Annotated in this window: 18 protein-coding genes; 11 read left to right on the plus strand and 7 right to left on the minus strand. The window is 65.9% G+C overall.

The features are described from left to right. Positions 1-10: 10 nt before the first annotated feature. The 3 genes from AC0KXH_RS05980 to xseA form a co-directional block, all read right to left on the minus strand. A complete protein-coding gene (locus AC0KXH_RS05980; protein WP_200293194.1) occupies positions 11-553 on the minus strand; it encodes a hydrolase in 543 nt (180 codons plus the stop codon). Positions 554-569: 16 nt separating this feature from the next. Next, positions 570-1,394: a peptidoglycan DD-metalloendopeptidase family protein gene (locus AC0KXH_RS05985; RefSeq protein WP_488224342.1), complete on the minus strand. Its 825-nt coding sequence runs from the start codon at positions 1,392-1,394 to the stop codon at positions 570-572. Positions 1,395-1,463: 69 nt separating this feature from the next. Continuing rightward, on the minus strand, positions 1,464-2,840 hold the full coding sequence (gene xseA / locus AC0KXH_RS05990; protein WP_313307001.1) for an exodeoxyribonuclease VII large subunit: 1,377 nt from the start codon (positions 2,838-2,840) through the stop codon (positions 1,464-1,466). Between the two features lie 111 nt (positions 2,841-2,951). On the opposite strand from xseA, the gene AC0KXH_RS05995 reads away from it, so the two are divergent. The 5 genes from AC0KXH_RS05995 to tadA all read left to right on the plus strand — a co-directional run bounded on the left by AC0KXH_RS05995 (position 2,952) and on the right by tadA (position 8,705). Next, a complete protein-coding gene (locus tag AC0KXH_RS05995) occupies positions 2,952-3,503 on the plus strand; it encodes a sugar ABC transporter ATPase (protein ID WP_313307004.1) in 552 nt (183 codons plus the stop codon). 93 nt (positions 3,504-3,596) lie between these two features. Beyond that, a complete protein-coding gene (gene guaB / locus AC0KXH_RS06000; protein WP_041107128.1) occupies positions 3,597-5,066 on the plus strand; it encodes an IMP dehydrogenase in 1,470 nt (489 codons plus the stop codon). 110 nt (positions 5,067-5,176) lie between these two features. Further along, positions 5,177-6,757 (plus strand): glutamine-hydrolyzing GMP synthase, encoded by a 1,581-nt coding sequence (gene guaA / locus AC0KXH_RS06005; RefSeq protein ID WP_041107126.1) that lies wholly within the window; start codon positions 5,177-5,179, stop codon positions 6,755-6,757. Positions 6,758-6,825: 68 nt separating this feature from the next. Then, positions 6,826-8,196: a multicopper oxidase family protein gene (locus tag AC0KXH_RS06010; RefSeq protein ID WP_488224343.1), complete on the plus strand. Its 1,371-nt coding sequence runs from the start codon at positions 6,826-6,828 to the stop codon at positions 8,194-8,196. Between the two features lie 17 nt (positions 8,197-8,213). Then, entirely contained in the window at positions 8,214-8,705 is a 492-nt protein-coding gene (gene tadA, locus AC0KXH_RS06015) for a tRNA adenosine(34) deaminase TadA (protein ID WP_488224344.1), read from the plus strand. Positions 8,706-8,708: 3 nt separating this feature from the next. On the opposite strand, the gene AC0KXH_RS06020 is transcribed toward tadA, so the two are convergent. Beyond that, the gene (locus AC0KXH_RS06020) at positions 8,709-9,818 is read right to left on the minus strand and encodes an ABC transporter ATP-binding protein (protein WP_488224345.1); all 1,110 of its coding nucleotides are present in this window, start codon (positions 9,816-9,818) and stop codon (positions 8,709-8,711) included. Then, positions 9,815-10,732 (minus strand): ornithine carbamoyltransferase, encoded by a 918-nt coding sequence (argF, locus tag AC0KXH_RS06025; protein ID WP_488224346.1) that lies wholly within the window; start codon positions 10,730-10,732, stop codon positions 9,815-9,817. The genes AC0KXH_RS06020 and argF overlap by 4 nt, the downstream gene beginning before the upstream one ends. Positions 10,733-11,009: 277 nt before the next feature. On the opposite strand from argF, the gene grxD reads away from it, so the two are divergent. Further along, the gene (grxD, locus tag AC0KXH_RS06030) at positions 11,010-11,336 is read left to right on the plus strand and encodes a Grx4 family monothiol glutaredoxin (protein ID WP_061340392.1); all 327 of its coding nucleotides are present in this window, start codon (positions 11,010-11,012) and stop codon (positions 11,334-11,336) included. Between the two features lie 101 nt (positions 11,337-11,437). Here the strand turns inward: grxD and bfr are convergent, their stop codons facing one another. Both bfr and AC0KXH_RS06040 read right to left on the minus strand, forming a co-directional pair. After that, positions 11,438-11,908 (minus strand): bacterioferritin, encoded by a 471-nt coding sequence (gene bfr, locus AC0KXH_RS06035; RefSeq protein WP_041107115.1) that lies wholly within the window; start codon positions 11,906-11,908, stop codon positions 11,438-11,440. A 196-nt stretch (positions 11,909-12,104) separates the two neighbouring features. Continuing rightward, the gene (locus tag AC0KXH_RS06040) at positions 12,105-12,320 is read right to left on the minus strand and encodes a bacterioferritin-associated ferredoxin (protein ID WP_041107113.1); all 216 of its coding nucleotides are present in this window, start codon (positions 12,318-12,320) and stop codon (positions 12,105-12,107) included. 217 nt (positions 12,321-12,537) lie between these two features. Here AC0KXH_RS06040 and AC0KXH_RS06045 point away from each other — a divergent pair, with 217 nt between their 5' ends. From AC0KXH_RS06045 to AC0KXH_RS06065, 5 genes are all read left to right on the plus strand, one after another. Beyond that, on the plus strand, positions 12,538-13,671 hold the full coding sequence (locus tag AC0KXH_RS06045) for a GGDEF domain-containing protein (RefSeq protein WP_061338590.1): 1,134 nt from the start codon (positions 12,538-12,540) through the stop codon (positions 13,669-13,671). 65 nt (positions 13,672-13,736) lie between these two features. Continuing rightward, positions 13,737-14,279: a YaeQ family protein gene (locus AC0KXH_RS06050; protein ID WP_061340760.1), complete on the plus strand. Its 543-nt coding sequence runs from the start codon at positions 13,737-13,739 to the stop codon at positions 14,277-14,279. A gap of 112 nt (positions 14,280-14,391) precedes the next feature. Beyond that, the gene (recJ, locus tag AC0KXH_RS06055) at positions 14,392-16,107 is read left to right on the plus strand and encodes a single-stranded-DNA-specific exonuclease RecJ (RefSeq protein WP_043219124.1); all 1,716 of its coding nucleotides are present in this window, start codon (positions 14,392-14,394) and stop codon (positions 16,105-16,107) included. Positions 16,108-16,216: 109 nt separating this feature from the next. After that, on the plus strand, positions 16,217-18,316 hold the full coding sequence (locus AC0KXH_RS06060) for a molybdopterin oxidoreductase family protein (RefSeq protein ID WP_488224347.1): 2,100 nt from the start codon (positions 16,217-16,219) through the stop codon (positions 18,314-18,316). An 89-nt stretch (positions 18,317-18,405) separates the two neighbouring features. Further along, entirely contained in the window at positions 18,406-19,515 is a 1,110-nt protein-coding gene (locus AC0KXH_RS06065; protein ID WP_041107103.1) for an NADH:flavin oxidoreductase/NADH oxidase, read from the plus strand. Positions 19,516-19,522: the final 7 nt, after the last annotated feature.

The following is a 19,522-nucleotide window of genomic DNA, read 5'->3' on the forward strand; positions in this document are numbered from 1 at the left end:
ATGCAGTAGCTCAGCGAATGAACTCGCGGCTGATGGTCTTGAACAGCTCGGTGCCGGCCTGCTCCAACCATTCGAAGGCGACCATCTCGCGCGAGACGATTTCAGCGCCGGCCTGGCGCATGCGTGCCAGGGCCAGCGTCTTGTCGCTGGCGCGGCGCGAACTGACCGCTTCCTCAACGACGAACACGCGATGGCCACGCTCGAGCAGGTCGAGCACCGACTGCATCACGCAGACATGTGTTTCGCAGCCGCAGACGATGAACTGGCGGCGCTCGCCGCCGGGACGCTTGAACAGCTCGCCGTCGCCGGTGGCCGAGAAGTGCAGCTTCTCGACGATGGCCTCGGCCGGTACGCCGTCGCGCAGGGTTGCCACGGTCGGCCCGAGGCCCTTGCTGTACTGCTCGGTCAGCAGCACCGGCACGCCCACGCGGGCAGCGATCTGCTGCAGCCAGGCGCTGTGTTCGACCATCGCCTGGCCGTCCAGGATCACCGGCAGCAGCCGCTCCTGGATGTCGATGATCAGCAGGACGGATTCCTTGGCTCGGATGCGCATGAGGGTCTCCTTTGCTTCAGCGCTTGAAGGCGCCAATGAAAATGGATGGGTCGACGCGAGCGTCATTGAGGCTGACATTCCAGTGCAGGTGCGGGCCGGTGGCGCGGCCGGTGGCGCCGACCTTGCCCAGTACCTGGCCGCGCGCCAGGTGGTCGCCTACCTTCACCGAGGTGCTCGACAGGTGGCAGAACATGCTGATCAGACCCTGCCCGTGATCGACGAACACGGTCTTGCCATTGAAGAAATAGTCGCCGACCAGCGTTACCGTGCCGGCAGCCGGCGCCTTGATCGGCGTGCTGGCGGGAACCGCGAAGTCCAACCCCGAATGAGGGTTGCGCTCCTGGCCATTGAAGAAGCGACGCAGGCCGAAGGGCGAGGACAGCGGTCCGTCGACCGGGCGATCGAACAGCAGGTTGCTTGGCTGCGCGGCGCTGAACCCACGGTAGGCGCGGGTCTGCTCGGCCAGCTCGCGCTCGATGCGCTTGAGGTCGTCCGGGTTCGGATCGACCTGGCGCTGATTCTTCAGCGTGATGTGCTGGGCCCGATACTCGCGGGGGCCCACTTCAAAGGTGACCGGCCTGCCGTCGACCAGCAGCTGCTGGGTGCCGGCTGTCGTGCCGAGCGGGATGCCGACGATGGCGATCCAGCGCTGGCCGTCCTCGCGGATCGTCAGGACGGGTTTGCCGTCATAGCGTGCCTGTGGTGCCTGCGCGTCATTGCCGAGGCCGACCACGGCGACCCCGCCGGGTACCGGCTTGTCGAGCAGGCGGGTGATGAACCCCTCGGCGCAGGCGAGGGCCGGAAACAGCAGGGCGAGCAGAAGGAACAGGCGACGCAGCATGGGTACTCCGGGGCAGGCGGGGCGTCCATCCTCGCGCACTTGCGCCGGCTGGCGAAAGCCCGTCGCGCTTCAGAGTAGCGGTAGCGTGGTCGGTTGCAGATGGTTGTCCTCGACGCGCACGTCCAGTTCGCCTTCGCCCAGGCGTGCCTTAAGGCGCTGGCCCGGCTGGGTCTGCTCGGCGCGGCGGATTGCCCGGCCGCGCTCGTCGAGCAGGATGCTGTAGCCGCGGCCGAGCGTGGCCAGCGGGCTGACGATATGAAGGGTCTGGGCGAGGCCTTGCAGGTGCTGCTGGCGCGTGCCGAGCGCTGCGCGCATGGCGCGGGGCAGGCGCTGGGCGAAATGTTCGAGGCGTTGGCGCAGCAGGTGCAGGCTGCGCCCCGGGTGCTGCGCTGCCAGGCGCGTTTCCAGCCGGGCCAGGCGCTCTTGCCCCGCACACAGCCGGCGATCGATGGCGCGCAGTAGCCGTTGTTCAAGGTCGTCGATGCGTTGGGCCTGTTGTTGCAGGCGCTCGCCGGGATGGCGCAGCCGGCGGCTCAGGCCGTCCAGGCGCAGCGTCTCGTGACGCAGGCGCTCGCGCATGCGCAGCAAGAGACGTTGTTGCAGAGCGCTCAGGCGCTGCTGCAGGTCGGCACTGCTGGGCGCCAGTAGCTCGGCGGCGGCCGACGGTGTCGGCGCACGCACGTCGGCGACGAAATCGGCGATGGAAACGTCGGTCTCGTGACCCACGGCGCTGACAATCGGCGTCCGGCATGCCGCCACCGCGCGTGCCACCGCTTCCTCGTTGAAGCACCAGAGGTCTTCGAGCGAGCCGCCGCCGCGCGCGAGAATCAGTGCGTCGAAGCCCTGCGCATCGGCCAGCGCCAGGGCGCGGACGATCTGCGCGGTGGCTTCGCGGCCCTGCACGGCGGTGGGAATCAGGGTCAGCTCCACCTGCGGCGCGCGGCGGCGGAAAACCGAGACGATGTCGCGGATCACCGCGCCGGTCGGCGACGATACGATGCCGACGCGGCAGGGGTGGGCCGGCAATCTGCGCTTGCGCTCGGCAGCGAACAGCCCTTCGGCCGCGAGCTTGTCCTTCAGCGCCTCGAAAGCCAGACGCAACGCGCCATCGCCGGCCGGCTCGACACTGTCGAGAATCAACTGATAGTCACCGCGGCCCTCGAACAGCGAGACCTTGCCGCGCACCTTGACCGCAAGCCCGTCGCGCAGGGCCTGACGCACCCGCAAGGCGTTCTGCCGGAACAGCGCACAACGCACCTGGGCGTTTTTGTCCTTGAGCGTGAAATAGACGTGGCCGGACGCCGGGCGCGCCAGGTTGGAAATCTCGCCCTCGACCCAGATCTGCGCAAAGACGTCCTCGAGTAGCAGCCGTGCACGGTTGTTGAGCTGGCTGACGGTGAGAACTTCGCGGTCGAGGTTCAGGCGCTGGAAGGGATCGTTGAGCATGGCGGCGATGATAAGCCCGTCCGGCGCCGGCGCCTACCGAGCCATGTCGGGCGGCGCTAAGATGCGCGCCTTTTCGACGCCGGCCGCCGCGTGGCTGGCCAGGGGATAACCGTGCAGCCGAACCAGATCATCGTGGTGCCAAGAATTTCTAGCGTGCCGGGGCGCGAGGCGCGGGCGCGCAGGCTGCTGCGCTGGCTGGTCGAGCGGCGTATCGTCGAGGCCTTGCCGACCACCTGCGGGCCTGGAGCGCGGACGATGGCCTATGCAATCGGCGATGGCGCTCGGCAGGTCGTCGAGCATCCCGAGCGGCTGCCGTTCGGCCAGGCGGTCAATGGCCTGGAGATCGTCACCGAGCGTTGCATCTATACGCCGACCCGCGATTTTGCCGAAGAGGCCGGTTGCCCCGAGTGCCGGCGGGAGATTGGCACAGTGTTGTTTGACAGCCTGGAAGTGTGGATGCCCGGCGAGACGGACAACTTCACCTGTCCGGAATGCGGCTTCGAGGACGATATCAACGGCTTCCTGTTCATTCCGGCCTGCGCCTTTTCCGATCTGGCGTTCGTCTTCAACGGCTGGGCCGACGCCGGCTTCGTACCGGCATTTGTCGAGGCGTTCGCCGAGCGGCTGGGCTTCCCGTGCGCACAGGTGCGAGTCGACGGCTGAGTCCGCTGAGTCACAACCGGACTGCGCGTTGAGCGCGGCGGGGTCGATGGGTATAATGCCGCGCTTCCTTTTTCCCGCCTGGGAGCCCCCGCCATGCTGCGTATCAGCCAAGAAGCCCTGACTTTCGATGACGTTCTCCTGATCCCGGGATATTCCGAGGTCCTGCCCAAGGATGTCAGCCTCAAGACCCGCCTGACCCGCGGTATCGAGCTGAACATTCCGCTGGTCTCGGCGGCCATGGACACCGTGACCGAAGCCCGCCTGGCCATCGCCATGGCGCAGGAGGGCGGTATCGGCATCGTCCACAAGAACATGAGCGTCGAGCAGCAGGCGGCCGAGGTGCGCAAGGTCAAGCGCCACGAGACGGCCATCGTTCACGACCCGGTCACCGTCTCGCCCGATACCAAGATCAGCGACCTGCTGCGCAAGGCCCGCGAGTTGGGCTTCTCCGGCTTTCCGGTGGTGTCCGGCAAGGAACTGGTGGGGATCGTCACCGGCCGTGACCTGCGCTTCATGCCCAACACCGGCGACACCGTGGCGGCAATCATGACCCCGAAGGATCGACTGGTCACGGTCCAGGAAGGCACTTCGCTCGAAGAGATCAAGGCTAAGCTGTACGAGCATCGCATCGAGAAGATGCTGGTGGTCAACGCCAACTTCCACCTGCGCGGCCTGGTCACCTTCCGTGATATCGAGAAGGCCAAGAGCTACCCGCTGGCCTCGAAGGACGAGCAGGGCCGCCTGCGCGTGGGTGCCGCAGTCGGCACCGGCGCCGATACCGAAGAGCGCGTCGCGGCGCTGGCCGCCGCTGGCGTCGACGTGGTCGTCGTGGATACCGCCCATGGCCATTCCCGCGGCGTGATCGATCGTGTTCGCTGGGTCAAGGAGAACTTCCCACAGGTACAGGTGATCGGCGGCAACATCGCCACCGCCGAAGCCGCGCTTGACCTGGTCAAGGCCGGCGCCGATGCGGTCAAAGTCGGCATCGGCCCGGGTTCGATCTGCACCACCCGCATCGTCGCCGGCGTCGGCGTTCCGCAGATTTCCGCCATCGCCAACGTCTCCGCCGCGCTGGAAGGCACCGGTGTGCCGATGATCGCCGATGGCGGCATCCGCTTCTCCGGCGACCTGTCCAAGGCCATCGTCGCTGGCGCCAATGCGGTGATGATGGGCTCGATGTTCGCCGGTACCGAAGAGGCGCCTGGCGAGGTCGAGCTGTTCCAGGGACGCTCCTACAAGGCCTACCGCGGCATGGGCTCGCTCGGTGCCATGGCCCAGGCGCAGGGCTCCTCGGACCGCTACTTCCAGGATTCCTCGGCCGGTGCCGAGAAGCTGGTTCCCGAAGGCATCGAGGGCCGTGTGCCGTACAAGGGCGCGCTGTCGGCGATCATCCACCAGCTGATGGGCGGTCTGCGTGCTTCGATGGGCTACACCGGCTCGGCGACCATCGATGAGATGCGTACGCGGCCGCAGTTCGTGCGCATCACCGGTGCCGGCATGGCCGAGTCGCACGTGCATGACGTGCAGATCACCAAGGAAGCGCCGAACTACCGCGTCGGCTGAAAAAACGGTTTGCCCGTCGCGCGACGCGGCAGATCGATTTCTGGAATGTGAACAACGGGGCTGTTCGATCAGCCCCGTGTCATTTGCGAACACCACGAGAGATGCCCCCAATGGCTCATCCTGACATCCACGCCCACCGCATCCTGATCCTCGACTTCGGTTCCCAGTACACCCAGCTGATCGCCCGTCGTGTGCGCGAGATCGGCGTGTATTGCGAACTTCATCCCTGGGACATGAGCGACGAGGACATCCGTGCCTTCGCCCCGCGCGGCATCATCCTCGCCGGTGGGCCCGAGTCCGTGCATGAGCAGGGCAGCCCGCGCGCACCGCAGGCGGTGTTCGATCTCGGCGTGCCGCTGTTCGGCATCTGCTACGGCATGCAGACGATGTCCGAGCAGCTCGGCGGCAAGGTACAGGGCTCGGATGTTCGCGAGTTCGGCTACGCCCGCGTCGACCTGGTCGGCAAGTCGCGGCTGTTCGATGGCATCGAGGATCACATGGACGACGATGGCGTGTTCGGCCTCGACGTCTGGATGAGCCACGGCGACAAGGTCACCGACATCCCGCAGGGTTTCCACATCCTGGCCAGCACGCCGAGCTGCCCGATCGCCGCGATGGGCGACGACACCCGCGGCTACTACGGCGTGCAGTTCCACCCCGAAGTGACCCACACCAAGCAGGGCGGGCGCATCCTGTCGCGCTTCATTCTCGAGATCTGCGGTTGTGAAGCGCTATGGACGCCTTCCAACATCGTCGAGGACGCCATTGCCCAGGTGCGTGCCCAGGTAGGCGACGCCAACGTATTGCTCGGCCTGTCCGGCGGCGTGGATTCCTCGGTGGTCGCCGCGCTGCTGCACCGCGCCATCGGCGACCAGCTGACCTGCGTATTCGTCGACAACGGTCTGCTGCGCCTGCACGAAGGCGACCAGGTGATGGCCATGTTCGCCGAGAACATGGGCGTCAAGGTCATCCGGGCTGACGCCGAGGCGCAGTTCCTGGCCAACCTCGAAGGCGAGGCGGACCCTGAGAAGAAGCGCAAGATCATCGGTCGCACCTTCATCGACGTGTTCGATGCCGAGGCCAGCAAGCTGCCAAACATTCAGTTCCTCGCCCAGGGCACCATCTACCCGGACGTGATCGAGTCGGCCGGTGCCAAGAGCGGCAAGGCCCACGTGATCAAGTCGCACCACAACGTCGGCGGCCTGCCCGAGGAAATGAACCTCAAGCTGGTCGAGCCGCTGCGCGAATTGTTCAAGGACGAGGTACGCAAGATCGGCCTCGAACTCGGCCTGCCCTACGACATGGTCTACCGCCATCCCTTCCCGGGCCCGGGCCTGGGCGTGCGCATCCTCGGCGAGGTGAAGAAGGAATACGCCGACCTGCTGCGTCGCGCCGACGACATCTTCATCAGCGAGCTGCGCAAGGCTGACTGGTACCACAAGGTCAGCCAGGCCTTCGTGGTGTTCCAGCCGGTCAAGTCGGTAGGGGTGGTCGGTGATGGTCGCCGTTATGCCTGGGTCGTGGCCCTGCGCGCAGTGGAAACCATCGACTTCATGACGGCACGCTGGGCGCACCTGCCTTACGAGCTGCTGGAAAAGGTCTCCAACCGCATCATCAACGAAATCGAAGGCATCTCGCGCGTCACCTACGACGTCTCGAGCAAGCCGCCGGCGACCATCGAGTGGGAGTGATCTGACGCATCAGGGCAGCCAAGGCTGCCCTGATGCTATTGGGGTCGTAGTACCAAGGGGGAGATTCAATGGCTTTCACACGCAGGCAGGTCCTCGGCGGCCTGGTCGGTCTCGGCGTGCTTGGTCTCGGCGTTGGCGGTGCGCGCTATTGGCTGGGCCGTCCTGCGGCTGGTGCCACGCATGACTACGAGCTGATCGCCGCGCCGGTCGACGTCGAGCTGGTGCCCGGGCGCGTCACACCGGCGTGGGGCTATGGTGGGCAGGCGCCTGGTCTCGAGCTGCGTGGACGCCAGGGTGACTGGCTGCGGGTGCGCTTCACCAATCTCTTGCCGGAGCCGACCACCATTCACTGGCACGGTATCCGCCTGCCGCTGGAGATGGACGGTGTGCCCTACGTCTCGCAGCTGCCGGTGCTGCCGGGAGAGTCGTTCGAGTATCGTTTTCAGCTGCACGACGCCGGTAGCTTCTGGTACCACCCGCACACGTCCAGCGGCGAGCAGCTGGGCCGCGGCCTGGTCGGCCCGCTGATCGTCGAGGAGCGTGAACCCAGCGGCTTCGCCCATGAGCGGGCCCTGAGCCTGAAGAGCTGGCACGTCGACCAGCAGGGGGCCTTCACCGATTTCAGCGTGCCGCGCGAGGCGGCGCGGGGCGGCACCCCGGGCGTGCTCTCGACGGTCAATGGCGAGCACCTGCCGACGCTGGATCTGCCAGCCGGACAGATCGTGCGGCTACGCATCCTCAACCTCGACAATACGCTGACCTATCGGCTCAACCTCTCCGCTGGCGAGGCGCGGATCTACGCGCTCGACGGCAACCCGGTGGCTCCTCGTCCACTCGGCAAGGAATACTGGCTGGGGCCGGGCATGCGTCTCGAGCTGGGGCTGAAGGTGCCCGAGGCGGGCACCGAGCTGTCGCTGCGCAACGGGCCTTTGCGCCTTGCCGCATTGCGTGCCGTGGCCAGCGAGCAGTCGCCGGGAGGCTGGCCGGCTGCACTGCCGGCAAACCCGATCGCCGAACCGGATCTGGATCGCGCCGAGACGCTGCGTTTCAACTTCGAATGGGCCGGTGCGCTTTCCACCGACCTGCAGCAGGGTGGGGCGTTCAAGTTCTGGCAGATCAACGGCCAGGCCTGGGACATCAACGACAAGCGCTGTGCCGAGCGACCGATCGCGACGCTGCGCCACGGCGGGCACTATATCTTCGAGCTGCGCAATCTCAGCCAGTACCAGCATCCGATCCATCTGCATGGCATGACCTTCAAGGTGATTTCCTCCAACCGCCGACGTATCGAGCCCTGGTACACCGACACCTATCTGCTGGGCAAGAACGAGACCGCGCGGATCGCATTGGTGGCGGATAACCCCGGCGTGTGGATGTTCCATTGCCATGTGGTCGATCACATGGAAACCGGCCTGATGGCCGCCATCGAAGTGGCCTAGCACGGCGGGACCGGCGGATGAAACGAGTGCAGATCATCGACCGCAGCGGCGACGAGGGCTTCATGCGCGAGGCCCTTGCGCTGGCCGAGCAGGGCGCCGCGCTGGGCGAGGTGCCGGTGGGCGCCGTGCTGGTGCTGGACGGCGAGGTCGTCGGGCGCGGTTTCAACTGCCCGATCTCGCGACACGATCCGAGCGCGCATGCCGAGATGGTCGCCATCCGCGATGCTGCGCTGCGTCTGCAAAACTATCGCCTGCCCGGCAGTACGCTGTACGTCACCCTGGAGCCGTGCAGCATGTGCGCCGGGCTGATCGTGCATTCGCGCATCCAGCGTGTGGTCTACGGCACGACCGAGCCAAAGGCCGGCGTAGCGATCAGTCGCGGGCAGTTCTTCGACCAGGTGTTCCTCAATCATCGGGTACTGGTCGAAGGCGGGCTGCTGGCCGAACAGTGCAGCGAAATGCTCAGCCAGTTCTTTCGCCAGCGCAGGCAGAACGACCGGGACGCCTGAGCGTCAGCGGCTGCTGTAACGGCGAACGCCGGCCTCGGGCAGGGTCTGGTGGGCGGCAACACTGCCCTGGGCCGGGAACACCACCAGGTGGTCGGCCGCAATGGCGATGCCGACTTCCTGGCCTGGCAGATAGTCGGTATGGCTGGCGAAGATGCCTTCGAGCTGGTTGCCGGTTGGCAGTTGCAGGCGATACAGGGTCGATGCGCCGAGGAACGTCTTGCCGACGATCAGCGCACGCAGCGGGCTGTCCGGCCGGTAGACGATATCGTCCGGACGCAGCAGTACATCTACCGAACTCCCGGCCGGCCAGTTGTAGGCGCGGTTGCCGCGGATCACGCCAAGCTCGGTCTGCACCGTTTCCGGGTCGAGCAGCTGGCCGCGGATGAAGTAGCCCTGGCCGATGAAGCTCGCGACGAAGGGGGTCAGCGGTTCGTGATAGAGGTTGAACGACGTGTCCCATTGCTCGAGGCGGCCGTCCTTGAACACGCCGACCTGATCGCTGACGGCGAAGGCCTCCTCCTGATCATGGGTCACCAGAATCGCACTGGTGCCGCGCGCCTTGAGAATCTCCCGGACTTCCAGGCTCAGCCGGCGGCGCAGTTCGACGTCCAGATTGGAGAACGGCTCGTCAAGCAGCAGCAGCTCGGGTTCGGGGGCTAGTGCGCGAGCCAGTGCGACTCGCTGTTGCTGGCCGCCGGAGAGTTCGTGTGGGTAGCGTCGCGCCAGTGGGGCGAGATGCACCAGTTCCAGCAGTTCGCTGACGATACGTTGGCAGTCCGCCTGCTTGCGAATGCCAAAGGCGACGTTGTCGAAGACGGTCAGATGCGGGAACAGCGCATAGTCCTGAAAGACCATGCCGATGCGGCGCTTCTCCGGGGCGAGGGTGTGGCCAGGGCGCGAGATGACTTGCCCGGCCAGCTCGATCTCGCCCTGCTGGACAGCCTCAAAGCCGGCGATGGCCCGCAACGTGGTGGTCTTGCCGCAGCCGGATGGGCCGAGCAGGCAGCCGATGTCGCCGCGGTTCAGGTGCAGGTTGAGGTCGCTGACGACGCGCTGCTGCCCGCCGTAGCCACAGGCCAGGTCGCGCAGCAACAGCAGGGGGGCGTGGCTCATGCGTGGTAGGCGGGTTCGACGAGGAATTCCAATAGTGCCTTTTGCACGTGCAGGCGATTCTCGGCCTGGTCCCAGGCGAGCGAGCGGCAATCGTCGAGCAGGTCTTCGCTGATCTCCTCGCCACGGTGGGCTGGTAGGCAGTGCAGGAAGATCACGTCCGGTGCGGCGGCATCCAGCAAGGCGCGGTCCACCTGGTAGGGGCGGAAGGTCGCCAGGCGCGCCTCGGCCTCGTCTTCCTGGCCCATCGAGGTCCACACATCGGTGCTGACCAGGTGAGCGCCGGCAACCGCCTCGCGCGGGTCACGCGTGACGCTGACCCGGTCGCCGGCCAGCGCAAGCAGCTCGGCCTTAGGCTCATAGCCTTCGGGGCAGGCCACGCGAAGCTGGAAGTCGAACTGGATCGCCGCTTCTATATAGGTGTTGCACATGTTGTTGCCATCGCCGACCCAGGCGACGGTCTTGCCGGCGATGCTGCCACGCTGTTCCTGGAAGGTCTGCATGTCGGCCAGCAGCTGGCAGGGATGCAGATCGTCCGACAGGCCGTTGATCACCGGGACCCGCGAATTGGCGGCGAACTCGGTCAGCGTAGAGTGGGAGAACGTACGGATCATCACGGCATCGAGCATGCGCGACATGACGATCGCCGAATCGCCGATCGGCTCGCCGCGACCGAGCTGGGTGTCGCGCGGCGAGAGAAAGATCGCCTGGCCGCCGAGCTGGATCATGCCGGCCTCGAATGACAGCCGCGTGCGGGTCGAGGCCTTCTCGAAGATCATGCCCAGCACCCGATTCTTCAGTGGCTCGAAGAGAATGCCGCGCTCACGCAGATCCTTCAGTTCGATGCCGCGACGGACCAGGCTATGCAGTTCCTGGGGCGTGCAGTCCATCAAAGAGAGAAAATGCCTTGCGCTCATATCAACTACCTTTCATTGCCGCAGTTTGCGGTCCGAAGGCTTTTCCGGGGAAAACAGAGGGACCGACCACTGGGGGTCGTGATGACCTGGCGAAACGGGAAAGGCGAGATCTTATCCACAAAAGCTGCAGGGGCGCAAACGCCGGTTTACGGCGCCTGCGCGCGTCTGACAGGCGCAACGCTGCGCCTCGTTCGATCGACAAAACCGACTTCGCCACTCGGCTTTGACCCGGCTTATGCTCTACAATGCGCGGCAACCGTGTTAGCCGAGGTACCTCATGGACATCATCGAAACCATCAAAGAACAGATCGCCAACAACTCCATCCTGCTCTACATGAAGGGCTCGCCGAATGCGCCGCAGTGCGGTTTCTCTGCACGTGCCAGCCAGGCGGTGATGGGCTGCGGCGAGAAGTTTGCCTACGTGGATATCCTGCAGAACCCGGAAATCCGCGCGAACCTGCCCAAGTACGCCAACTGGCCGACCTTCCCGCAGCTGTGGGTGAACGGTGAGCTGGTCGGTGGTAGCGACATCATCCTCGAGATGTTCGAGAAGGGTGAGCTGCAGGCGCTGATCAAGTCCGCCGCCGGCAAGGCCGACGCCTGAGCCTCGACCGGCCCGAGGCACCATCCATCTGGTGCTCCGGCCAATAAAAAACGCCATGTCCTTGCGGACATGGCGTTTTTTTATTGCGGTGGCTGGCGGTCTCAGTCGTCCATCTGCGATTGCAGATAATTCTCCAGCCCAACCTTGTCGATGAGCCCGAGCTGGGTTTCCAGCCAGTCGATGTGCTCTTCCTCGGATTCGAGTATGTCTTCGAGCAGCTCCCGGCTGCCGTAGTCGCCGACACTCTCACAGTAGGCGATGGCAACCTTGAGGTCGGCGATGCCGCTCTGCTCGAGCTTGAGGTCGCATTCGAGCATCTCGCGGGTGTTCTCGCCGATCAGCAGCTTGCCCAGATCCTGGAGATTGGGCAGCCCCTCGAGGAAGAGGATGCGTTTGATCAGCTTGTCGGCATGCTTCATCTCGTCGATGGATTCATCGTACTCGTGCTTGCCCAGGCGGCCGAGCCCCCAGTCCTCATACATGCGCGCATGCAGGAAATACTGGTTGATGGCGACCAGTTCGTTGCCAAGGATCTTGTTGAGGTGCTGAATGACCAGCTTGTCGCCTTTCATGGTCGCAATCCCGTCGAAGTCAATGAGAGGTTTGCCGCAGTCTGGCCACGAAGCACAGGCCTGTCAAACCTAACTCCTTGAAAGCAAAGGCTAATAAGGGAAACGAGAACGCTTGCGTTCTGCGATTGAGCGCTAATGCGTTGATTGCAGGCAGAAAAAAGCCGGGCAATCGCCCGGCTCTTCGGTGATCCGCTGGTCAGGCGGGGTAGAACATCGGTGCGGACAGCGCCGGCTGTGCGTTCTGGACGTCCGCCAGGGTTTCGCGCACCACCTGTTTGGCCAGGCAGGCGCACTTGCCGCATTGGGTGCCCACGCCAGTGCTCTCACGCACCTCGCGGTAGCTGCAACAGCCTTCATAGATGGCCTCGCGAATCTGGCCGTCGGTGATGCCCTGGCAAAGACAGACGTACATGCGAACTACCCGTGGGTCGATTGATGAAGCGGATGCTAAATAGAATGAGAATGATTGTCAAAGGTCTTCATCGGTCGGGCCGCTCCGTCGGTCGGTTTGCCGGAGGCAGCAGTGCTGTCGTTATAGTGGCCACCGCGTCGAAACGTTAGAATCGGCAGCCCTTCCCTGATTGCTTCTTCCCGGCCGAGTCCCCGGTCTAGAGGCGTGCGGTGCCGTCATGCAGTTGAGCGTTCCCACCCTCATCGTCGTCGATCTCTACGTACTGTTGCTGGTTGCGCTGCTGATGTTGTTCGCCTGGCGCAGTGGGCGGCGCGAACCCACGCTGGGCTACCTGTGCCTCACGCTTTTCCTTGGTGTCGCATCGACGGCGCTCGGGGCGCTACGCAACCTCGGGATCGACTACGTGCCGATCGTCCTTGGCAATGTCCTGCTCGTGCTGGCGATGGCCTTCAACTGGACGGCCATGCGTGTGTTCGCTGGCCGTCGTCCGCAATGGCGGGGGATACTCGTCGGCCCCGCGGTGTGGGCCGCGATGTGTCTGTGGCCGGCGTTCTACGGCACGCTACGGTTGCGCATTGCGCTGCTTTCGGTGCTCACCATCATCTATATCGGTCTGGCGATGGTCGAGCTGTGGCGAAGCCGCCGGGCCATCCAGGTTTCGCTGCGCCCGGCGATGGCGCTCATGGCCGTGCATGTCGTGCTGTACGCATTGCGCATCCCTCTCGATAACGGCCAGCCGTTCGAGGGGACGCAGCACTTCAACTTCTTCGCCGTGGTGATCTTCGAGACCATGATGTACGCGGTCGGCATCGCGTTCGTCACGCTGGCCATGGTTCGTGAGCGTGCCGAACTCGAGTACCGGCAGGCGTCGCTGAGCGACCCGTTGACCGGCATCGGCAACCGGCGCGCCTTCATCGAGCATGGCGAGCGGCTACTGCATCGTTGCCGGGAAGCAGGCCAGATGGTGACGTTGCTGTTGTGCGACCTCGACCAGTTCAAGCGCCTCAACGACACGCTGGGCCACAAGGCCGGCGACGATGCGTTGATCGGCTTCTGCCACGTCGCCAAGTTGCGGCTGCGTCGGCATGACGTGTTCGGGCGCATTGGTGGCGAAGAGTTCGCCTGCCTGCTTGCCGATGCCGGGACCGATGTCGCTCATGGCGTCGCCGAGCGTATCCGTGGCGAGTTCGCGGCGCTGCCTTTCAGTCGCGCCGGCATGCTCAGCGTGAGCATCGGCATCAGCGATACCGGGCGGTTCGGCTACGACCTCGATCGGCTGCTGTCCGAAGCGGATCGCGCGCTCTATCAGGCCAAGGCGGGCGGGCGCAACTGCATCCGGGTTGCCGCGTAGCCTGGTGAGCCGGTGCCCCTGCGGTTTGCTAGACTGCGGCACCTTTTTTCGGCGGCGACCCCTTCATGGCTCTGCAAGCGACCCCCTATAAAGTCGAACTCAACCTGACCGATCTCGATCGCGGCGTCTACGAGACCCTGCGCTTCACGGTCGCGCGTCATCCGTCGGAAACCGAAGAGCGCCTCGGCGTTCGCTTGATCGCCTATGCGCTGTGGTACGACGAGCAGCTGGGCTTCGGTCGCGGCCTGTCGGATGTCGATGAGCCGGCGCTGTGGCAGAAGAGCCTGGATGAACGGATCCTGCACTGGATCGAGGTCGGACAGCCGGATGCCGAGCGCATCACCTGGTGCTCGCGGCGTGCCGAGCGGGTTAGCGTGCTGGCCTACGGCAACCTGCGGGTATGGCAGACCAAGGTGGTCGATGCGGTCAAAGGGCTGAAGAATGTCAGCATCGCTGCGCTGGCTTCCGAGGCGCTGGAAACGCTGACCCGTGATCTGCCGCGCTCCATCCAGTGGAGCGTGATGATCAGTGACGGTGCACTGTTCGTCACCGACGAGCGCGGCCAGCACGAAGTGCCCATGCAGTGGCTGCTCGGCGAGCGCGGCTGAACGATCTGTCGGCCGGCGCCAAACGACCCGGCCAGGGCTGACCGATTCGGGTATCCTCTGCGGCTTTTCTCGCCGGCGCGCTCGTGCCGGCTCGCTGCTCCGGAACCACACGATGCGCATCGAACCCCGCCCGCTTCCCGACACGCTGCCCGACCTGGGCGATCTCCCGCCATTGCTGACCCGGCTCTACGCGGCACGCGGCGTGACCTCGGCCAGCGAGCTGGACAAGGGCCTGGCGCGGCTCATTCCTTATGCGCAGCTCAAGGGCATCGAGCAGGCCGTCGAGCTGCTGGTCGAGGCGCTGGAGAAGCGTCAGCGCATCCTGTTCGTCGGTGATTTCGACGCCGACGGAGCCACCGCCAGCACGGTCGGCGTGCTCGGTCTGCGGCAGCTGGGCGCGGCGCACGTCGATTACCTCGTTCCGAATCGCTTCGAATACGGTTACGGGCTGACACCCGAGATCGTTGCCGTGGCCCTCGAGCGCGGGCCCGACCTGCTGGTAACGGTCGACAACGGCATCTCCAGCGTCGACGGCGTGGCGGCGGCGAAAGCGGCCGGCTTGAAGGTGCTGGTCACCGACCACCATCTGCCGGGGCCCGTGCTGCCCGATGCCGATGCCATCGTCAACCCGAACCAGCCCGAATGCCGGTTCCCGAGCAAGTGCATCGCTGGCGTCGGCGTGATCTTCTATGTGCTGCTGGCATTGCGCGCCCGGCTGCGCGAGCGGGACTGGTTCGTTCGTCACGGCTGGGCCGAGCCGAATCTGGCCGAGCTGCTCGATCTGGTGGCCCTCGGCAGCGTCGCCGACGTGGTGCCGCTGGACGCCAACAACCGCATCCTCGTCCATCAGGGCTTGGCGCGCATTCGCGCCGGTCGGGCCCGGCCGGGGCTACGGGCGATCCTCGACGTCGCCGGACGTGACCATCGGCGCATCACCTCCACCGATCTTGGCTTCATTCTCGGGCCGCGCCTCAATGCCGCCGGGCGTCTGGACGACATGAGCCTGGGCATCGAGTGCCTGCTCTGCGAAGACGAGGCGCTGGCGCGCGACATGGCCGTACAGCTCGACGAGCTGAACAAGGATCGCAAGGCCATCGAGCAGGGCATGCAGCGCGAGGCGCTCGCCCAGCTCAAGGACCTGCCGCTCGAGGAGCTGCCGTTCGGCCTGTGCCTGTTCGAGCCGGACTGGCACCAGGGCGTGATCGGTATCCTCGCCTCGCGGCTGAAGGAGCGCTATCACCGCCCGACCATCGCCTTTGCCGATGCCGGCGACGGCCAGCTCAAGGGCTCGGCGCGTTCGGTGCCCGGATTTCATATCCGCGATGCGCTCGACGCGGTGGCGGCTCGTCATCCCGGGTTGATCAGCAAGTTCGGCGGGCACGCCATGGCCGCCGGGCTGTCCTTGCCGCAGGAAAACTTCGGCGCCTTCGCCGCGGCCTTCGACGCCGAGGTGCGGCGTCAGCTCTGCGAGGACGACCTGACCGGCCGGCTGCTCACCGACGGCCAGCTCGGTATCGAGGAGTTTCACCTGGAGCTGGCCCGCGCGTTGCGCAATGCCGGGCCCTGGGGGCAGCATTTCCCAGAGCCGATGTTCCATGGCGTATTCCAGCTGGTGCAGCAGCGCATCGTCGGCGAGCGGCACCTCAAGCTCGTACTCAGGAGCGAATGCGGTTCGCTGACGCTGGACGGCATCGCCTTCAACATCGACCGCGACATCTGGCCGAACCCTTCGGTGCGCTGGGCGGAACTGGCCTACAAGCTGGACGTCAACGAGTATCGCGGGCAGGAAAGCGTGCAGCTGATGGTGGCGCATATCGCCCCACGTTGAGGCCATTGCCCGGCTGAATCCGCCGATATTTCGCCCACTCCGTTCGATTGTCCCGCCCGCGGCGCACGCCTAGAGTGCAGGCACAACAAGAACGACGGCGGATAGCGAAATGAGCGATACCAGCGTGCACTACCGTGCCTGTCACCTGTGCGAGGCCATCTGCGGCCTGGCCATCGAAACGCGCGATGGCGCGATCGTCTCGATCAAGGGCGACGCGCAGGACCCGTTCAGCCGCGGCCATGTCTGCCCCAAGGCGGTGGCGCTGCAGGATATCCAGAACGATCCCGACCGCCTGCGCCAGCCGGTGATGCGGGTGGAGAACCAGTGGGTGCCGCTGGAATGGGACGAGGCCTTCGCCCTGGTGGCCGAGCGGCTGGCGGGCATTCGCGAACGCCACGGCAACAACGCCGTCGCCATCTATCAGGGCAACCCGAGCGTGCACAACTACGGGTTGATGACCCATAGCAACTATTTCCTCGGCCTGCTTAAGACTCGCAACCGCTTCTCGGCGACCTCCGTCGACCAGCTTCCGCACCACCTGACCAGCTACCTGATGTATGGCCACGGCCTCTTGCTGCCGGTGCCGGATATCGACCACACCGATTTCATGCTGATCCTCGGCGGCAACCCGCTGGCCTCCAACGGCAGCATCATGACCGTGCCGGACGTGGAAAAGCGCCTGAAGGCGCTACGCGCACGCGGCGGCAAGTTGGTGGTGGTCGATCCGCGACGCAGCGAGACGGCGGCCATTGCCGACCAGCACCTGTTCATCCGTCCCGGGCAGGACGCGGGGTTGCTGCTGGGCATCCTGCATACCCTGTTCGAGGAAGGTCTTGCCCGCGGCAGCCACCTGCCGGTCGACGGGCTCGACGCGGTGCGCGCCGCCATCGCGCCGTTCCCGGCCGAGGCGATGGCCGCACGCTGTGGTATCGCCGCCGAGGATATACGCCAGCTGGCGCGGGACTTTGCCGCCGCCGAGCGGGCCGTGTGCTATGGCCGCATGGGCGTCTCGACCCAGGTCTACGGCACGCTCTGCCAGTGGCTGGTGCAACTGATCAATCTGGTGACCGGCAACCTCGACCGCGTGGGCGGGGCGCTCTGCACCACACCTGCCGTTGACCTGGTGGAAACCGCCTCGCCCGGGCATTTCGGGGCTTGGCGCAGCCGCGTCTCGGGCCTGCCCGAGTACGGTGGCGAGCTGCCGGTGGCGGCGCTGGCCGAGGAGATGCTCGCGCCGGGCGAGGGTCAGGTCCGCGCGTTGATTACCGTGGCCGGCAACCCGGTGCTGTCGACGCCCAACGGGCGCCAGCTCGAAGAGGGGCTGGAAGGCCTCGAGTTCATGCTCAGCGTCGATTTCTACGTCAACGAAACCACCCGTTACGCCGACATCATCCTGCCGCCGACCGCCCCTCTGGAGCACGATCACTACGACAGCACCTTCAACCTGCTGGCTGTGCGCAACGTCACCCGCTTCAACCAGGCGGTGCTGCCGCGCCCCGATGGTGCATTGCACGACTGGGAAATCTTCGTCGGCCTGGCGCGCGCCTTCGCTGCGCGCACCGGGCTCGAGGTCAAGCCGACGCTGGCGCCGGAGCAGATGATCGATCTCGGGCTACGGGCCGGGCCGCATGGCGAAGGTTCCGAGCGCCGGCTGAACCTGGCCGCCCTGCGCGAGGCACCACACGGTATCGACCTCGGTGCGCTCGAGCCGAATCTCGCGCGCCGGCTGAAAACCGAATCTCGTCGCGTCCAGGCGGCCCCGGCGCTGCTGCTGGCCGATCTGGAGCGATTCGCCGCCGACAGTGCCAGCAGCCAGTCGACTGGCTTGCTGCTGATCGGGCGGCGCCACGTGCGCAGCAACAATTCCTGGATGCACAACTACCGGCGCCTGGTTAAGGGCAAGCCGCGCCATCAGCTGCTGATGCACCCGGCGGACCTGGCCGGTCGCGGCCTGAGCGACGGCCAGCGGGTACGGGTTCGCTCGCGGGTCGGCTCCATCGATGTCGAGGTCGCGGCCAGCGACGAGCTGATGCCCGGCGTGGTCAGCCTGCCGCATGGCTGGGGGCATGACCGCGGAGGCGTGCGCCTGCAGATCGCCGGTGAGCTGCCAGGTGCCAGTGCAAATGACCTCACCGATGAGCGGCTGTACGATGCGCTGTCCGGCAACGCGGCGCTCAATGGCGTGCCGGTGGAGGTCGCGGCGGTCTAGCACCCGCTGAAAGTCGGGCTGGGTTTTCTCGGCGAAACGGTCTGTACTCAGGGGTGTCCATACGAACGCCCCCTGTAGTCGAGGTTTCCATGACCCAGCTCTTCCAGCCGTTGACGCTTCGCCAACTCACGCTTGCCAATCGAATTGCCGTCTCGCCGATGTGCCAGTACTCGGCCGAGGGCGGCATGGCCAACGACTGGCACCTGGTGCACCTGGGCAGCCGTGCGGTCGGCGGCGCAGGGCTGGTCCTCATCGAGGCCACCGCGGTACGGCCGGAAGGGCGCATCTCGCCGCAGGACCTGGGCATCTGGAGCGACGAGCACATCGAGCCGCTGCGGCGGATCACTCGCTTCGTCGAGGCGCAGGGTTCGTTCGCCGGTATCCAGCTCGCGCATGCCGGGCGCAAGGCGAGCAGCTGGCAGCCCTGGCTCGGCAAGCGCGGCAGCGTGCCGATCGCCGAGGGCGGCTGGGTGCCGGTCGGGCCGTCGAGCATTGCCTTCGATCCGCAGCATGCTGTACCCGAGGCGCTCGATGCGCAGGGCATCGCAGCGGTGGTGCAGGCGTTCGTGCAGGCGGCCGAGCGCGCGCTGGCGGCCGGCTTCAAGGTTGCCGAAATCCACGCGGCGCATGGCTATCTGCTGCATCAGTTCCTGTCGCCACTGTCGAACCAGCGGCAGGACGAGTATGGCGGCTCGTTCGACAACCGTATCCGTCTGCTCCTCGAGGTGACCGAAGCGGTGCGGGCCACCTGGCCGGACGAGCTGCCTTTGTTCGTCCGACTGTCGGCCACCGACTGGGTCGCCGACGGCTGGAACCCGGACGAAACCGTCGAGCTGGCGCGGCGGTTGAAGGCGCTGGGCGTCGACCTGATCGATGTGTCGTCCGGCGGCACCGCCGCCAACGCCGAGATTCCGGTCGGCCCGGGCTACCAGACGCAGTTCGCCGAGCGGGTGCGCCGCGAGGCGGATATGGCCACCGGCACCGTGGGGCTGATCACCGAGGCGGTGCAGGCCGAGCATATCCTGCGTACCGGCCAGGCCGACCTCATCCTGCTGGCGCGCGAGCTGCTGCGCGATCCGTACTGGCCGTTGCATGCCGCCGAGCACCTGCGGGACAACTCGGTGCCCTGGCCGGCCCAGTATGTTCGCGCGGCACACCGCGACACGCCGATTCGCCAGGTGCCCGACGCACAGGGTTGATCCGTTT

The sequence above is a fragment of the Stutzerimonas sp. CXK-1 genome, assembly GCF_057738225.1.

Excerpts from the sequence above, each read along its gene's own strand:
- AC0KXH_RS05980 (WP_200293194.1), bottom strand. The coding sequence starts at position 553 with ATGCGCATCCGAGCCAAGGAATCCGTCCTGCTGATCATCGACATCCAG.
- AC0KXH_RS05985 (WP_488224342.1), bottom strand. The coding sequence starts at position 1,394 with ATGCTGCGTCGCCTGTTCCTTCTGCTCGCCCTGCTGTTTCCGGCCCTC.
- xseA (WP_313307001.1), bottom strand. The coding sequence starts at position 2,840 with ATGCTCAACGATCCCTTCCAGCGCCTGAACCTCGACCGCGAAGTTCTC.
- guaB (WP_041107128.1), top strand. The coding sequence starts at position 3,597 with ATGCTGCGTATCAGCCAAGAAGCCCTGACTTTCGATGACGTTCTCCTG.
- guaA (WP_041107126.1), top strand. The coding sequence starts at position 5,177 with ATGGCTCATCCTGACATCCACGCCCACCGCATCCTGATCCTCGACTTC.
- AC0KXH_RS06010 (WP_488224343.1), top strand. The coding sequence starts at position 6,826 with ATGGCTTTCACACGCAGGCAGGTCCTCGGCGGCCTGGTCGGTCTCGGC.
- tadA (WP_488224344.1), top strand. The coding sequence starts at position 8,214 with ATGAAACGAGTGCAGATCATCGACCGCAGCGGCGACGAGGGCTTCATG.
- AC0KXH_RS06020 (WP_488224345.1), bottom strand. The coding sequence starts at position 9,818 with ATGAGCCACGCCCCCCTGCTGTTGCTGCGCGACCTGGCCTGTGGCTAC.
- argF (WP_488224346.1), bottom strand. The coding sequence starts at position 10,732 with ATGAGCGCAAGGCATTTTCTCTCTTTGATGGACTGCACGCCCCAGGAA.
- grxD (WP_061340392.1), top strand. The coding sequence starts at position 11,010 with ATGGACATCATCGAAACCATCAAAGAACAGATCGCCAACAACTCCATC.
- bfr (WP_041107115.1), bottom strand. The coding sequence starts at position 11,908 with ATGAAAGGCGACAAGCTGGTCATTCAGCACCTCAACAAGATCCTTGGC.
- AC0KXH_RS06040 (WP_041107113.1), bottom strand. The coding sequence starts at position 12,320 with ATGTACGTCTGTCTTTGCCAGGGCATCACCGACGGCCAGATTCGCGAG.
- AC0KXH_RS06045 (WP_061338590.1), top strand. The coding sequence starts at position 12,538 with ATGCAGTTGAGCGTTCCCACCCTCATCGTCGTCGATCTCTACGTACTG.
- AC0KXH_RS06050 (WP_061340760.1), top strand. The coding sequence starts at position 13,737 with ATGGCTCTGCAAGCGACCCCCTATAAAGTCGAACTCAACCTGACCGAT.
- recJ (WP_043219124.1), top strand. The coding sequence starts at position 14,392 with ATGCGCATCGAACCCCGCCCGCTTCCCGACACGCTGCCCGACCTGGGC.
- AC0KXH_RS06060 (WP_488224347.1), top strand. The coding sequence starts at position 16,217 with ATGAGCGATACCAGCGTGCACTACCGTGCCTGTCACCTGTGCGAGGCC.
- AC0KXH_RS06065 (WP_041107103.1), top strand. The coding sequence starts at position 18,406 with ATGACCCAGCTCTTCCAGCCGTTGACGCTTCGCCAACTCACGCTTGCC.